Source organism: Bacteroides sp. OM05-10AA (assembly GCF_003439055.1).
In the GTDB taxonomy this organism is placed as follows: Bacteria; Bacteroidota; Bacteroidia; order Bacteroidales; family Bacteroidaceae; genus Bacteroides; species Bacteroides intestinigallinarum.
In genome coordinates this window covers 1-14,142 of sequence record NZ_QSUR01000039.1, presented here as the reverse complement: position 1 = coordinate 14,142, position 14,142 = coordinate 1, and the positions used below count along the sequence as shown (strand labels likewise).

The following is a 14,142-nucleotide window of genomic DNA, read 5'->3' as shown; positions in this document are numbered from 1 at the left end:
TACGACTCTATCCGGGGCTAACTTATTTTATGATGGTTATTGCAAAACATATCCGTAAATATGTTGTTTATCCCATAGAAATAATATAATTTTGTCATCAAATACGATAAAATAATGTCTCAATTACCTACTCTTATAGCTGACCTCGCACTTATATTGATTTGTGCCGGTGTTATGACTTTGTTGTTTAAGAAGTTGAAACAACCTCTGGTCTTGGGATATGTAGTTGCCGGATTTCTGGCAAGTCCGCATATGCCGTATACTCCTTCAGTGATGGATACTGCCAATATTAAGACTTGGGCGGATATTGGTGTTATTTTCTTGCTGTTTGCTCTTGGTTTGGAATTTAGTTTTAAGAAGATTGTCAAGGTGGGTGGTTCTGCCATCATTGCTGCCTGTACCATCATCTTTTGTATGATTTTGTTAGGAATAGGAGTCGGCATGGGTTTCGGCTGGCACAGGATGGACAGTCTGTTCTTGGGCGGTATGATTGCGATGTCGTCTACTACTATTATTTATAAAGCTTTTGATGATTTAGGATTAAGGAAGAAGCAGTTCACCGGACTTGTGTTGAGTATCTTGATTTTGGAAGATATTTTGGCCATTGTATTAATGGTGATGCTTTCCACCATGGCGGTAAGTCAACATTTTGAAGGTACCGAAATGTTGGAGAGTATCGGGAAATTATTGTTTTTTCTTATTCTGTGGTTTGTTGTCGGTATCTATCTGATTCCTGAATTCTTAAAGCGCTGCCGGAAATTGATGGGAGAGGAGACTCTGCTTATTGTGTCGTTGGCGCTTTGTTTCGGTATGGTAGTGATGGCGGCACATACAGGATTCTCTGCTGCATTTGGTGCATTTATAATGGGATCTATTCTGGCGGAAACAATCGAGGCGGAATCCATAGACCGGCTGGTGAAACCGGTAAAGGATCTTTTTGGAGCTATCTTTTTCGTATCGGTCGGTATGATGGTGGATCCTGCAATGATTGTAGAATATGCCGTACCTATTATAGTTATTACTTTGGCTGTTATCTTGGGACAGGCCGTTTTTGGTACATTCGGTGTTATTCTCTCCGGAAAGCCTTTAAAGACGGCTATGCAATGCGGCTTTAGTTTAACGCAGATCGGCGAATTTGCGTTTATTATTGCTTCTTTGGGAGTCTCTTTGCATGTAACGAGTGACTTTCTGTATCCGATAGTGGTAGCGGTTTCTGTGATTACTACTTTCCTGACTCCTTATATGATTCGTTTTGCCGAGCCGGCTTCTACTTTTGTGGATGCTCATCTTCCGGAATCATGGAAAAAAATAATGATGCGTTATTCTTCCGGTTCGCAAACAGCTCTGAATCACGAGAATTTGTGGAAGAAGCTAATCTTGTCAATGGTACGTATAACAGTTGTTTATTCAATTGTCAGTATGTCGATTATTGCACTTTCTTTTCGTTTTGTCGTGCCATTCTTTAAAGAGAATCTGCCTCATTTCTGGGCATCATTGTTGGGAGCGGTATTTATCATTCTGTGTATTGCTCCTTTCTTGCGTGCCATTATGGTGAAGAAAAATCATTCGGTTGAGTTTATGACCTTATGGCATGACAGCCGTGCCAACCGCGCACCGCTGGTATCGACAATCGTGATTCGTATTATGATAGCGGCACTTTTTGTTATCTTTGTTATTTCCGGATTATTTAAGGCGTCTATCGGATTGATTATTGGAGTGGCTGTACTTGTTGTATTGTTGATGGTATGGTCTCGCCGTTTGAAGAAGCAATCGATATTGATTGAACGTCGTTTCTTTCAGAATCTCCGTTCCAGAGATGTACGTGCAGAGTATCTGGGAGAGAAAAAGCCGGAGTATGCCGGTCGTTTGTTATCGCATGATTTGCATCTTGCCGATATGGAAATTCCGGGTGAATCCAGTTGGGCGGGAAAGACATTGATGGAGCTGAATCTGGGGAAGAAGTTTGGAGTTCATGTTGCTTCTATTCTTCGTGGAAAGAGGAGGATTAATATCCCCGGTGGTTCTGTCCGCCTGTTTCCGATGGATAAGATACAGGTGATAGGTACAGATGAACAATTAAGTGTGTTTAATGAGGCGATGCAAAACGGAGCGAAGATAGACTGGGAGGTCTATGAAAAGAGCGAGATGGCTTTGAAGCAGTTTATCATTGACAGTGATTCTGTTTTTCTGGGTAAAACGATTCGTGAATCGGGCATCCGCGACAAATATCATTGTATGATAGCCGGTGTTGAAAGTGAAGACGGTACACTGATGGTTCCTGATGTAAATGCTCCACTCGAAGAAGGCGATGTTGTTTGGGTGGTAGGCGAAAAAGAGGATGTGTACCAATTAGTCGATCAAAAAAACGAAAAAGTACAAGCCGGATAAGAATGGAATACTTATTTTTGCAACGATAAAAACTTAAAATAATAATATCATGAAGAGTGATCCGAAAGAATGTCTGTATTGCCAGAACAATGAAACGCTGCATAATCTGATGATTGAGATTGCGCAATTGAGTGTGTCACGTGTGTTTTTGTTTAAGGAACAAACCTACCGTGGACGTTGTCTTGTTTCTTATAAAGACCATGTGAACGATTTGAATGAATTGAGTGATGAAGACCGTAATGCTTTTATGGCAGATGTAGCGCGTGTCACTCGTGCCATGCAAAAAGCTTTCCAGCCGGAAAAGATTAATTATGGTGCTTACTCGGATAAATTGTCTCATTTGCATTTTCATTTAGCACCTAAATATGTGGATGGACCTGATTATGGAGGTATATTCCAAATGAACCCGGGAAAGGTTTATCTGACTGACGCAGAATATCAGGAACTGATTGATGCTGTTAAAGCAAATCTGTAAAAAGAAAGGGCGAACTGCAACTCTATAAGTGGTAAGCTATACAAATCGTAAACAATGAACGGTGAGCAAGCCTGTGGATATAACGCAGTCTGTTCACCGTTCATTGTTTACGATTCATCGTTTTTCTATTTATCCTATTCTTCAAAATCGAAATCAAAGTCAAAATCATCCATAAACTCTGGAGTTGTAAATTCTTCCAGTTCCCGGCGATCTTTCTTGGTCGGACGTCCGGTTCCACGTGCCCGGTCTACGAATCCGCTGATTTTGCTCATTTCAAGTAATTCATATTGATCGGGAGTCGTTACATTTTCCATCATTTCCGATACCAGTTTGGCTCCTACGCGTTTCTCAATCGGTTGTAATACTTTGAATGAGTATGTGATAGGTGGTTTCTTCACTTGAATAACATCACCCGGTTTTATCATACGGGCAGCTTTGACCAGCGAACCGTTGATGGTAATACGTCCTTTTTTGCAGGCTTCTGCTGCAATCGTACGTGTCTTGAAGATGCGGACAGCCCACATCCATTTATCTATTCTTGCTTCAGCCATTTTAGTTAGTTATTTAGTGATAAGTAATTAGTCGGTTAGTGGACGTTATCATTGATCGCTAACCGTTCATTGCTATCTTTATTTTTTATAGAACAGGTTCATCATTTCTTGTTGAACTGGTTCATTGTGATGTCGATACCGGCAAGACAGAAACTTTTGATAATTTCCCCTGCCATCTCCAGTCTTTCATCCATTGTCTTCCAGTCTTCATCAGTGAAGTGACCGAGTACGTAATCGATTTGTCCACCACGTGGAAAATCACTCCCGATTCCAAAACGCAGACGGGCATAGTTTAGAGTGCCCAGAGTGGCGGCAATATGCTTTAATCCGTTATGGCCTGCATCACTTCCTTTTCCTTTTAGACGTAACGTTCCGAAAGGAAGAGCCAGATCGTCTACTATGATCAGTACATTTTCCAATGGAATATTTTCTTTCTGCATCCAATAGCGAACGGCCAATCCACTCAGGTTCATAAAAGTCGATGGCTTGAGCAGGATCAACTGACGTCCTTTGATGGAAAAGCTGGTGGCGAATCCATAGCGTCCATCCATAAAAGGAGGAGCATTGTTAATTCTGGCCAATGCTTCTACTGTCATGAATCCGATATTATGTCGGGTTTCATGATACTCGGGACCAATGTTTCCCAGTCCGACAACTAAATATTTTATCATCGTTTTTCCGTAAAACAGTTCATTAATATAGAAAGAGAAACGCAGATTAATACAAATTAATGCAGACTGAACATCTGCTTTAATCTGCATTAATCTGCGTTTGAAGTATATCTCTTTACAGGGATAATCTCAATTACTTGCCAGCGGCTGCTGCTGCACCTCTTGCTGCACGAGTCAACTTAACAGCACATACAACGGCTTCTTTAGCACTAATCAGTTCAAGACCTTCGAAGCTCAATTCGCCAACTTTAACAGTCTTACCCAATCCCAGGTGAGAAACGTTAACGATCAGTTTCTCAGGAATTACATTGTACAAAGCTTTCACTTTGATCTTACGCATCTGCAGTGCAAGTTTACCACCGGCTTTCACACCTTCTGCAAGACCTTCCAACTGTACAGGTACTTCCATTACGATAGGTTTAGCTTCGTCAATCTGATAGAAGTCAACGTGCAGGATAGTATCTTTTACCGGGTGGAACTGAATATCTTTCAGGATAGCGTTTACTTTTTTGCCGTCGATAACCAGGTCTACAACGTAAATGTGCGGAGTATAAACCAAGTTACGAAGTCCTTCGTTAGTCACTGTGAAGTGAACTACTTCATTACCTCCGTAAAGTACACAAGGTACACCACCGTCTTTACGAATTTCTTTCAAAGCTCTAGCTTGTTCAGAAGAGCGTTCTGCAATTGTTCTTGCAGTTCCTTTTACTTCAATTGATTTCATTTCTTTAAAAATTTGTGTTACTCTAAATTAAGTTAGTTTGCTTAATTCACCATCACACGATGTGGATTATCACACGATGTTGCAAAAAAGCGGTGCAAAAGTACGTCTTTTTTTTGAAATATCAAAGAGTTACTTTCTTAAAAGTCAATATCGATCTTAATTTCGCTCTCTAACTTGTTTGCCCGGGCTTCTTCGATTGCTTTCTGTTCATTTTCTTCATCTGCTTCGGTGTTCAGGCGGGCGATGTATTCGTTCGCATCATTGCACTCAATGAAGTTGACTGCTTCTTCGAGTCCTGCCATAAACTTCTGAAAGTCCTCCCTATATAGGAAGATTTTGTGTTTTTCGAAACTAACCTGAGAATCGTCACCTTCTCCCGTTATCACTTTCTTACTCTCTGTAATAGCCAGGAACATTTCATCTTTACGATTCTTCTTTACGTCAAGGTAATAGATGCGTTTACCTGCTTTAATGGACTTGGAGAATACAATCTCCTTATCATTCATGTCTGCGCTCATTTTCTTTTTTAAATCTTCCATATCTTTCGGTCCGTTTATAATCGGCCTCAAAATTGGATATTTTTTTTAAACTGTCAAAAGAAAAAGCGCAGAGAATCAAATACTGCATTAAAAAATGTGATTTATTAGTGGAAACTCATTAAAAATATCTACTTTTGCAGTTCGATAACAACAGTATTAATTTGAATTATGATCAACAGAGTTCTTATTCGTCTTAAGATTATACAGATAGTATATGCCTATTATCAAAATGGCAGCAAAAATCTAGACTCAGCGGAGAAAGAGTTATTCTTTAGTCTTTCAAAGGCGTATGACCTTTATAATTATTTGCTAATGCTGATGATAGCATTGACAGAGTATGCACAAAAACGTATTGATGCGGCAAAAGCTAAATTGGCACCTACGAAAGAAGAGTTGTACCCCAACAAGAAATTCGTGGATAACAAATTTATTGCTCAATTGGAAGTCAATAAGCAATTGGTAGAGTTTATAGCCAATCAAAAAAGAACCTGGGCAAACGACCAGGACTTCATCAAGGAACTTTATGAGAAAATTGTAGAAACCGATATCTATAAAGATTATATGGCTTCTGACGACCACTCATACGAGGCCGATCGTGAATTATGGAGAAAACTCTATAAAACATACATCTTTAATAATGATTCTCTCGATCAGGTATTGGAAGATCAGAGTCTGTATTGGAATGATGACAAAGAAATTGTAGATACATTCGTCCTGAAAACGATCAAACGTTTTGATGAAAAGAAGGGTGCCAACCAGGAACTGCTTCCGGAATTTAAGGATGACGAAGATCAAGAGTTTGCACGTCGTCTGTTCCGTCGTACTATTTTGAATTCCGACTATTACCGTCATTTGGTTAGTGAGAATACAAAAAACTGGGATCTGGACCGTATTGCATTTATGGACGTTATCATTATGCAGACTGCATTAGCAGAAATTCTTAGTTTCCCGAACATTCCGGTCAGTGTTTCGTTAAATGAATATGTAGAGATAGCGAAGTTGTATAGCACAGCTAAAAGCGGTAGCTTTATCAACGGTACGCTGGATGGAATAGTTAATCAATTAAAAAAAGAAGGTAAGTTGACTAAAAACTGATACCTTTGTCCATATAGTAGAAACTAAAACAGATTATTTATGAACGTATTGACTGTATTATTGCAAGCTCCTGCCGGTGCTGCCGGAGGTGGAAGTATGATGTGGATCATGCTGATAGCTATGTTTGTTATCATGTATTTCTTTATGATCCGTCCTCAGAATAAGAAGCAAAAAGAAATAGCAAATTTCCGTAAATCTCTTCAGGTAAATCAGAATGTGATTACTGCAGGTGGTATCCACGGAACAATCAAGGAAATTACTGACGATTACATAGTACTTGAGATTGCTTCTAATGTAAAGATTAAAATAGACAAGAATTCTATTTTCGCTGATGCTTCAGCTGCTAGCAATCAATCTAAATAATAGTTGATAAATAAGTGCCTATGTTTGATCGTAGGAAAATAGAATATACATATTTAAAACTATCAAAGAAAATTAAGGATTTTCTGCTCAGTGATAAGAGCAGAGAGTTCTTAATTTTTTTATTTTTCTTCTTGATAGCCGGTGGATTTTGGCTGCTTCAGACTTTGAATAGTGACTATGAAGCGGAGTTTTCCATTCCGGTACGAATGAAAGATGTTCCCAATAATGTAGTGTTGACTTCGGAACCGCCTTCCGAACTTCGCGTCAGAGTGAAAGATAAAGGTACGGTGCTTCTCAATTATATGCTGGGGAAAAGTTTTTTCCCGGTAAATCTAGGTTTTCTTGATTATAAAGGAAAAGATAATCATGTGAAGATTTACGCATCTGATTTTGAGAAAAAGATATTGAGCCAATTGAATGTGTCCTCCAAAATTCTTTCAATCAAGCCGGATACATTAGAGTATATCTATTCTGAAGGAAAGTCTAAGTTGGTACCTGTCCGCTTTCAGGGAAAAGTGACAGCCGGACTTCAATATTATGTATCAGATACGATTTGTAATCCGGACTCTGTATTAGTTTATGCTCCGGAAGGAATTCTGGATACTATTACCACCGCATATACTCAAAAGATAAACCTGGAGAATATTTCAGATACAACCCGGCGACGAATTCCGCTGAATTCTGAAAGAGGAGTGAAGTTTGTTCCGGCTTCGGTAGAAATGACCTTTCCGGTAGATATTTATACGGAGAAAACAGTAGAGGTGCCATTGCACGGAGTTAATTTCCCGGCCGATAAGGCATTACGTACCTTCCCTTCCAAAGTTCAGATTACTTTCCAGGTGGGGTTGAAGCGGTTCCGCAGCATAAAAGCAAGCGATTTTATCATCAATATTTCTTACGAAGAGTTGTTGAAGCTCGGTTCTGATAAATATACGGTTAAATTGAAGTCGTTTCCGAGCGGAATCAATCAAATTCGTATTGTTCCTGAGCAAGTAGACTTCTTGATAGAACAAATTACTTCTAATGTCGATTAAGATTGGTATAACCGGTGGTATTGGTAGCGGGAAAAGTGTGGTTTCCAGGTTATTTGGAATAATGGGAATTCCTGTTTATATTTCAGATATAGAAGCAAAGCGTATCACGCAGACAGATCCGGTGATTTGTCAGGAACTTTGTGCGCTGGTCGGTCAGGATGTGTTTCAAAATGGTGTGTTGAATCGTTCTTTGCTGGCATCCTATATGTTCGGTCATCCGAATCGTGTGCAGAAAGTGAATGAAATTATTCATCCACAGGTGAAAGAAGATTTTCGTCGGTGGGTTGCCCGGTTTGGGGGTGAACAATTGGTAGGTATGGAGTCTGCCATACTTGTGGAAGCTGGTTTCAGGAGTGAAGTTGACTTTCTGGTTATGGTGTATGCGCCGCTGGAAGTGAGAGTGGACCGCGCCATAAAGCGAGATTGTTCATCGAGAGAACTGGTGATGAAGCGTATTGAAGCACAAATGAGTGATGAAATTAAGAGAAGTCATGCTGATTTCGTGATAGTCAATGATGATGAAACACCGTTAATTCCGCAGGTTTTGGAGCTTATTTCTTTGCTATCTAAAAATAATCATTACCTTTGCTCCGCAAAAAATAATTAATAAATAAAAGGATATATACTATGTTGAAGACTATCTTGTCTATCTCAGGTAAACCGGGATTATACAAACTTATTTCGCAAGGAAAAAATATGTTGATTGTTGAATCAGTCAATGCTGAGAAGAAACGTTTCCCCGCTTACGGTAATGAAAAAATTATTTCTTTGGCCGATATAGCAATGTACACAGACGATGCAGAAGTTCCTTTGTATGATGTGCTGGAAGCTATAAAAGAGAAAGAAAAATCAGCGCAGGCTTCTATCGACCCGAAAAAAGCTACTCCTGAACAATTGCGTCAATACTTGGCTGAAGTATTACCTAACTTTGATCGTGAACGCGTATATGTAGCCGATATCAAGAAATTGGTAGCTTGGTATAACATCTTGATTTCTAATGGGATCACAGAGTTCAAACCGGAAGGCGAAGTTAAGGAAGAAGCAGTTGCAGAATAATCTGCACCGTTTATTTAATCAAAAATAGAGAACATGATAATCATTTAAAATGGTTATCATGTTTTTTCGTATAAACACTTGTATGTTCAGAAAAAAATTAGTATTATTTGGGTAATCTTTTACTAAAATAAATATCTTCTACTTATATTGTAAATAATGATGCTTTTTTATGTATCTTTGCCGCTGTTCACTATTCTTGGGAATAGCAGTAGTGAACGGTGAATAACAATAGAGAACAAAAGCGTTATAAAGATATTATTCAAGACTTGAGACCTGGACAATATTGAACTACTTGAGAATGATGTTTAAACGCTCGTGTTCTGCCATGTATGTAAATATGTGGTATTGAACATTAGTTGTTTTGCATGATTTAGCTGGTAGATGTCTAAAGCGTCAAGGGGGATATTTGATGTAGGGTATGGAGACAATAACAAATAAAGAAGTAAACGTCCGTTTGGACAATGAAAAAGGGACATTATGCCTGACAGGTTTGTTGGCAGGTACAATGGTATTTCTTTACGATTCACAGGGAGAATTAAAAGGCAAACATAAATTTGCTTTGCCTTCATTGACTATGGAAATCCCTCAACAGGGTACCTATGTTTTGGTAATGAGCCATCCGAACTGCCAACCGGAAGTCCGGAGATTTACATATTCAGGGATATAAATAATGCCGGTATGCTTAATAAGAAGCATACCGGCATTCTATTTAAATGGAAACTCTTAATTTCTGAATACCAATCCGTCTCCACCAGCGTCAACGGTAATTGCTTTGCTACGGTCGACTTCCTGGGAAAGTAACTTTTTGGATAGATCGTTCAACAGATAACGTTGAATAGCCCTCTTTACCGGACGAGCTCCAAATTCAGGATCATATCCCACTTGAGATAAGAAGTCCAATGCTCCTTCCGTCAGTTTCAGTTCCACTCCGTTTTCGGCAAGCATTTTCTGAACTCCCTTGATTTGTAAGAGTACAATCTGCTTGATTTCCTTTTCATTCAATGGTAAGAACATGATCGTTTCATCAATACGGTTCAGGAATTCCGGGCGAATCGTCTTTTTCAACATATTCATGACTTCCTTCTTCGTTTCTTCAATCACTTCTTCTTTATTGGAATCGTGCAACTTCTCCATCTGACTTTGTATATAAGAACTACCCATATTCGAAGTCATGATGATGATTGTATTTTTGAAGTTGACCACCCTTCCTTTATTGTCAGTCAGTCGTCCGTCATCCAATACCTGTAACAGGATATTGAAAACATCCGGATGAGCTTTTTCTATCTCGTCAAACAGGACAACAGAGTAAGGTTTCCGACGTATAGCTTCTGTCAGCTGACCGCCTTCATCATATCCTACGTATCCCGGAGGCGCTCCGACTAAACGGGAAACACTGTGCTTTTCCTGATACTCGCTCATGTCGATACGAGTCATCATCGTTTCGTCATCGAACAGGAATTCTGCCAATGCCTTCGCCAGTTCGGTCTTACCTACACCAGTGGTTCCGAGGAAAATGAACGAGCCAATCGGACGTTTCGGATCCTGTAATCCGGCACGACTACGGCGCACGGCATCTGCCACGGCTTCAATCGCTTCATCCTGACCGATTACACGTTGATGAAGTTCCTCTTCCAAGTGCAATAGTTTATCCTTTTCACTTTGCAGCATCTTGCTGACAGGAATACCTGTCCAACGGGAAACAACATCGGCAATGTCCTCAGCATCTACCTCTTCCTTAATCATGGCTTTATCGCCTTGCATATCACGTAGCTGCTTTTGAGTATTTTCTATCTCTTTGTCCAAAGCCTGCAGTTTACCGTAACGGATTTCGGCTACTTTACCATAGTCACCTTCACGTTCAGCTTTTTCTGCTTCAAATTTAAGATTCTCTATCTCAACCTTATTCTGCTGGATTTTGTCCATCAGCGTTTTTTCACTCTGCCATTTGGCTTTAAAGGACTTTTCCTGTTCTTTCAGTTCGGCAAGCTCCTTACCGATGATTTCCAGTTTCGGTTTATCGTTTTCACGTTTAATAGCTTCCCGTTCGATTTCCAACTGCTTGATTTTGCGGGAGATTTCATCCAGTTCTTCAGGAACAGAATCTACCTCCATACGCAGTTTGGCTGCAGCTTCATCCATCAGGTCAATGGCTTTATCCGGCAGGAAACGATCGGTAATATAACGGCTACTCAATTCGACGGCTGCAATGATGGCATCATCTTTGATACGCACATGGTGATGGTTCTCGTAACGCTCTTTCAGTCCACGAAGGATAGAAATGGTACTCAAGTTGTCCGGTTCATCCACTTGTACGATTTGGAAACGACGCTCCAAAGCTTTGTCCTTTTCGAAGTACTTTTGATATTCGTCGAGGGTTGTTGCTCCGATGGAACGTAATTCTCCACGAGCTAAGGCAGGTTTTAGAATGTTTGCAGCATCCATGGCGCCTTCACCCTTTCCGGCTCCTACCAGTGTATGAATCTCATCAATGAACAGAATTATATCACCTTCTGATTTCTTCACTTCATTGACAACTGATTTCAGTCGTTCTTCAAACTCACCTTTATACTTTGCACCGGCAACCAGTGCTCCCATATCCAATGAATAGACCTGTTTGTTTTTCAGGTTTTCAGGTACATCTCCGCGAAGGATACGATGTGCCAAGCCTTCTACGATTGCTGTCTTACCAGTTCCCGGTTCACCGATTAGAATTGGATTATTCTTTGTACGGCGGCTCAATATCTGGAGTACCCGGCGGATTTCTTCATCACGTCCGATTACAGGATCCAGTTTTCCGCTACGGGCAGCTTCGTTCAGGTTGATAGCGTACTTTTCCAATGATTGATAAGTATCTTCACTAGATTGTGACGTTACTTTTTCTCCTTTCCTCAACTCGCTGATGGCATTGCGTAATTCTTTTTCCGTCATACCGGCATCTTTCAAGATAGTGGAGACGGTACTTTTCACAGTCAGCAATGCCAATATGATATGCTCTAATGAAACAAACTCATCGCCCATTTCTTTAGAATACTGTGTTGCTTTCTGCAATACTTCGTTAGATTCACGACTCAGATACGGTTCTCCGCCGGATACTTTTGGTAGTGAGTCGATCTGTTTGTCGACAACGAGAGCTACCTGCTGTCCGTTCATGCCAAGTTTCTGGAAGATGAAGTTAGTGACATTTTCACCTACCTTCATTACTCCCTGCATGATGTGGGCAGGTTCAATGGCTTGTTGTCCCCGGCTTTGTACCAGGTTCACGGCCTCCTGTACCGCTTCTTGAGATTTGATGGTAAAATTGTTAAAGTTCATATCTTTGTTCTCCTTTCTTATTTCACGTTTTTAATAACACCTAAGAGGGCGCAAAAGATTTGCCAAGTATAAAAATATGACAAAATAGCATGAGTATTAAGGAGTTAAAGGACAAAATGACCTTTTTTATCTGGGAGTAACTGACGAATTTACTATAAAATATCATTTGTTACCTGATACGCTTGTTTGTGTAATCTTAGCCTGTGAAGAAAGAAAATAAATATTGAAAAGTGGATAAATAAAAGTATTGTAGTATCTTTATCCGCTGTAATAATATAGATGGTATATGAGTGATAAGCCCCAAATAAAACTTGCTGAAACAGTGGTGTTGATTGACGCTGCTTTTTTGAATTTTGTAATAACGGATATAAAAGGATATTTTGAAGAAACTTTGCATCGTTCTTTACAAGAGATAGACCTTTCGATGTTGACCACCTATATAACCTTGGATGCAGGGATTACAGAAGGGAAGAACGAGGTGCAATTTCTTTTTGTGTATGATAAAGAATCCAGTCGATTGCAATATTGCCAACCTTCCGATTTGCAGGAAGAATTGAATGGAGTTGCGTTTCAGAGCCCTTATGGTGAATATTCTTTCGCCAGCGTTCCATCGGAAGGAATGGTGTCAAGAGAAGATTTGTTTTTGGATTTACTCTCTATCGTTTCCGATTCGGCAGACGTGAAAAGGATGATCGTTATTTCTTTCAATGAGGAGTATGGAAAGAAAGTGACTGATGCTTTGCATGAAGTGAAAGGCAAAGAGGTCATTCAATTCCGTATGAATGAGCCCGAACTTCCGGTGGATTATAAATGGGATATGCTGGCTTTCCCTGTCATGCAGGCGTTGGGGATAAAAGGGGAAGAATTGCAATAACTATTGTGCTTTTATTCTTTCTGTAATTCATTATTCGTCATTGATTTCTTAACTGTTAATCATAATTGCCGTGTCCGATTTTCGTTTAAAAGTATTTCAGAGCGTAGCGAAGAATCTAAGCTTTACGAAGGCTTCGCAAGAATTGTTTGTCAGTCAACCTGCTATCACCAAACATATTCAGGAGCTGGAGACTTACTATCAAGCTCGTTTGTTCGACCGTCAAGGGAGCAAAATTTCACTGACTAAGGCCGGAGAATTGCTGTTGAAACATAGCGAGAAAATCTTGGACGATTATAAACAATTAGAATATGAGATGCATCTGTTGCATAATGAATATATCGGCGAACTGAAATTGGGGGCCAGTACTACGATTGCGCAATATGTACTTCCTCCTCTGTTAGCGAACTTTATAGCCAAGTTTCCGCAAATCAATCTTTCTTTGATTAATGGAAATTCCCGGGGAGTGGAAGCTGCCTTGCAAGAGCATCGGATTGATTTGGGATTGGTCGAAGGGATCTTCCGCTTACCTAATCTGAAATATACTCCATTTTTGCAAGACGAACTGGTTGCCGTGGTGCATACACAGAGTAAATTAGCTGTCACGGATGAGATTACTCCGGAAGATTTGCTGAATATTCCTTTGGTTTTGCGGGAGAGGGGCTCCGGTACATTAGATGTGTTTGAACGCGCCTTATTGCAACATAATCTCAAACTTTTTTCTTTAAATGTATTGATGTATCTCGGTAGTACAGAGAGTATCAAGCTTTTTTTGGAACATACGGACTGTATGGGAATTGTTTCTATCCGTTCGGTGCATAAAGAGCTTGTAGCTGGCAATCTCCGTGTAGTCGAAATAAAAGGAATGCCAATGCTGCGCGAATTTAACTTTGTACAGCTGCAAGGGCAGGAGGGAGGATTGTCACAGGTATTTATGCGTTTCGCCGGACATCATAGTAAGAGCCTGTAAGCTTGTCTTTTTCTCTTGTTTAATCATTTCCCTCAGAATAGAAAAATGGTTCTTCGTCAAATTTGGTGGTAATCTCTTTTTTATTTCACCGGT

15 protein-coding genes are annotated in these 14,142 nt (G+C 40.0%); 10 read left to right on the top strand and 5 right to left on the bottom strand.

From position 1 onward, the window contains the following. Positions 1-114: 114 nt before the first annotated feature. Both DXB58_RS22875 and DXB58_RS22870 read left to right on the top strand, forming a co-directional pair. Complete coding sequence (locus DXB58_RS22875; RefSeq protein WP_008644441.1) at positions 115-2,388, top strand: cation:proton antiporter; 2,274 nt, start codon at positions 115-117, stop codon at positions 2,386-2,388. 49 nt (positions 2,389-2,437) lie between these two features. Next, entirely contained in the window at positions 2,438-2,863 is a 426-nt protein-coding gene (locus DXB58_RS22870; RefSeq protein WP_004302057.1) for an HIT family protein, read from the top strand. Between the two features lie 134 nt (positions 2,864-2,997). Here the strand turns inward: DXB58_RS22870 and DXB58_RS22865 are convergent, their stop codons facing one another. The 4 genes from DXB58_RS22865 to DXB58_RS22850 form a co-directional block, all read right to left on the bottom strand. Then, positions 2,998-3,414 (bottom strand): RNA-binding S4 domain-containing protein, encoded by a 417-nt coding sequence (locus DXB58_RS22865; RefSeq protein ID WP_004302058.1) that lies wholly within the window; start codon positions 3,412-3,414, stop codon positions 2,998-3,000. 101 nt (positions 3,415-3,515) lie between these two features. After that, positions 3,516-4,082: an aminoacyl-tRNA hydrolase gene (gene pth / locus DXB58_RS22860; protein ID WP_199488012.1), complete on the bottom strand. Its 567-nt coding sequence runs from the start codon at positions 4,080-4,082 to the stop codon at positions 3,516-3,518. A gap of 136 nt (positions 4,083-4,218) precedes the next feature. Then, on the bottom strand, positions 4,219-4,809 hold the full coding sequence (locus DXB58_RS22855) for a 50S ribosomal protein L25/general stress protein Ctc (RefSeq protein WP_009000692.1): 591 nt from the start codon (positions 4,807-4,809) through the stop codon (positions 4,219-4,221). 137 nt (positions 4,810-4,946) lie between these two features. Beyond that, positions 4,947-5,348: a PUR family DNA/RNA-binding protein gene (locus DXB58_RS22850; protein ID WP_122138371.1), complete on the bottom strand. Its 402-nt coding sequence runs from the start codon at positions 5,346-5,348 to the stop codon at positions 4,947-4,949. Between the two features lie 168 nt (positions 5,349-5,516). Between DXB58_RS22850 and nusB the strand changes: the two genes are divergently transcribed. From nusB to DXB58_RS22820, 6 genes are all read left to right on the top strand, one after another. After that, positions 5,517-6,443, top strand: coding sequence for a transcription antitermination factor NusB (gene nusB, locus DXB58_RS22845; RefSeq protein ID WP_009000694.1), 927 nt, complete (start codon positions 5,517-5,519; stop codon positions 6,441-6,443). Positions 6,444-6,482: 39 nt separating this feature from the next. Next, complete coding sequence (yajC, locus tag DXB58_RS22840) at positions 6,483-6,806, top strand: preprotein translocase subunit YajC (protein WP_004302063.1); 324 nt, start codon at positions 6,483-6,485, stop codon at positions 6,804-6,806. 20 nt (positions 6,807-6,826) lie between these two features. Continuing rightward, positions 6,827-7,840: a CdaR family protein gene (locus tag DXB58_RS22835; RefSeq protein ID WP_004309789.1), complete on the top strand. Its 1,014-nt coding sequence runs from the start codon at positions 6,827-6,829 to the stop codon at positions 7,838-7,840. Next, positions 7,830-8,447, top strand: coding sequence for a dephospho-CoA kinase (coaE, locus tag DXB58_RS22830; RefSeq protein ID WP_122138370.1), 618 nt, complete (start codon positions 7,830-7,832; stop codon positions 8,445-8,447). The genes DXB58_RS22835 and coaE overlap by 11 nt, the downstream gene beginning before the upstream one ends. A 20-nt stretch (positions 8,448-8,467) precedes the next feature. After that, a complete protein-coding gene (locus tag DXB58_RS22825; protein WP_117931902.1) occupies positions 8,468-8,896 on the top strand; it encodes a DUF5606 domain-containing protein in 429 nt (142 codons plus the stop codon). A gap of 418 nt (positions 8,897-9,314) precedes the next feature. Next, positions 9,315-9,563, top strand: a complete 249-nt coding sequence (locus DXB58_RS22820; RefSeq protein WP_004309790.1) for a hypothetical protein — start codon at positions 9,315-9,317, stop codon at positions 9,561-9,563. 56 nt (positions 9,564-9,619) lie between these two features. Here DXB58_RS22820 and clpB read toward each other — a convergent pair whose 3' ends face one another. Continuing rightward, a complete protein-coding gene (gene clpB / locus DXB58_RS22815) occupies positions 9,620-12,208 on the bottom strand; it encodes an ATP-dependent chaperone ClpB (protein WP_122138369.1) in 2,589 nt (862 codons plus the stop codon). 286 nt (positions 12,209-12,494) lie between these two features. Here clpB and DXB58_RS22810 point away from each other — a divergent pair, with 286 nt between their 5' ends. Together DXB58_RS22810 and DXB58_RS22805 are read left to right on the top strand one after the other, a co-directional pair. Continuing rightward, positions 12,495-13,082, top strand: coding sequence for a DUF6621 family protein (locus DXB58_RS22810; protein WP_122138368.1), 588 nt, complete (start codon positions 12,495-12,497; stop codon positions 13,080-13,082). 70 nt (positions 13,083-13,152) lie between these two features. Further along, a complete protein-coding gene (locus tag DXB58_RS22805) occupies positions 13,153-14,049 on the top strand; it encodes a LysR family transcriptional regulator (protein ID WP_122138367.1) in 897 nt (298 codons plus the stop codon). Positions 14,050-14,142: the final 93 nt, after the last annotated feature.

Bases quoted from the DNA above. Each gene is read 5' to 3' on its own strand.
- DXB58_RS22870 (WP_004302057.1), top strand. From the start codon at position 2,438: ATGAAGAGTGATCCGAAAGAATGTCTGTATTGCCAGAACAATGAAACG.
- nusB (WP_009000694.1), top strand. From the start codon at position 5,517: ATGATCAACAGAGTTCTTATTCGTCTTAAGATTATACAGATAGTATAT.
- DXB58_RS22820 (WP_004309790.1), top strand. From the start codon at position 9,315: ATGGAGACAATAACAAATAAAGAAGTAAACGTCCGTTTGGACAATGAA.
- DXB58_RS22810 (WP_122138368.1), top strand. From the start codon at position 12,495: ATGAGTGATAAGCCCCAAATAAAACTTGCTGAAACAGTGGTGTTGATT.
- coaE (WP_122138370.1), top strand. From the start codon at position 7,830: ATGTCGATTAAGATTGGTATAACCGGTGGTATTGGTAGCGGGAAAAGT.
- DXB58_RS22825 (WP_117931902.1), top strand. From the start codon at position 8,468: ATGTTGAAGACTATCTTGTCTATCTCAGGTAAACCGGGATTATACAAA.
- DXB58_RS22850 (WP_122138371.1), bottom strand. From the start codon at position 5,348: ATGGAAGATTTAAAAAAGAAAATGAGCGCAGACATGAATGATAAGGAG.
- DXB58_RS22875 (WP_008644441.1), top strand. From the start codon at position 115: ATGTCTCAATTACCTACTCTTATAGCTGACCTCGCACTTATATTGATT.
- DXB58_RS22865 (WP_004302058.1), bottom strand. From the start codon at position 3,414: ATGGCTGAAGCAAGAATAGATAAATGGATGTGGGCTGTCCGCATCTTC.
- DXB58_RS22855 (WP_009000692.1), bottom strand. From the start codon at position 4,809: ATGAAATCAATTGAAGTAAAAGGAACTGCAAGAACAATTGCAGAACGC.
- DXB58_RS22835 (WP_004309789.1), top strand. From the start codon at position 6,827: ATGTTTGATCGTAGGAAAATAGAATATACATATTTAAAACTATCAAAG.
- yajC (WP_004302063.1), top strand. From the start codon at position 6,483: ATGAACGTATTGACTGTATTATTGCAAGCTCCTGCCGGTGCTGCCGGA.
- clpB (WP_122138369.1), bottom strand. From the start codon at position 12,208: ATGAACTTTAACAATTTTACCATCAAATCTCAAGAAGCGGTACAGGAG.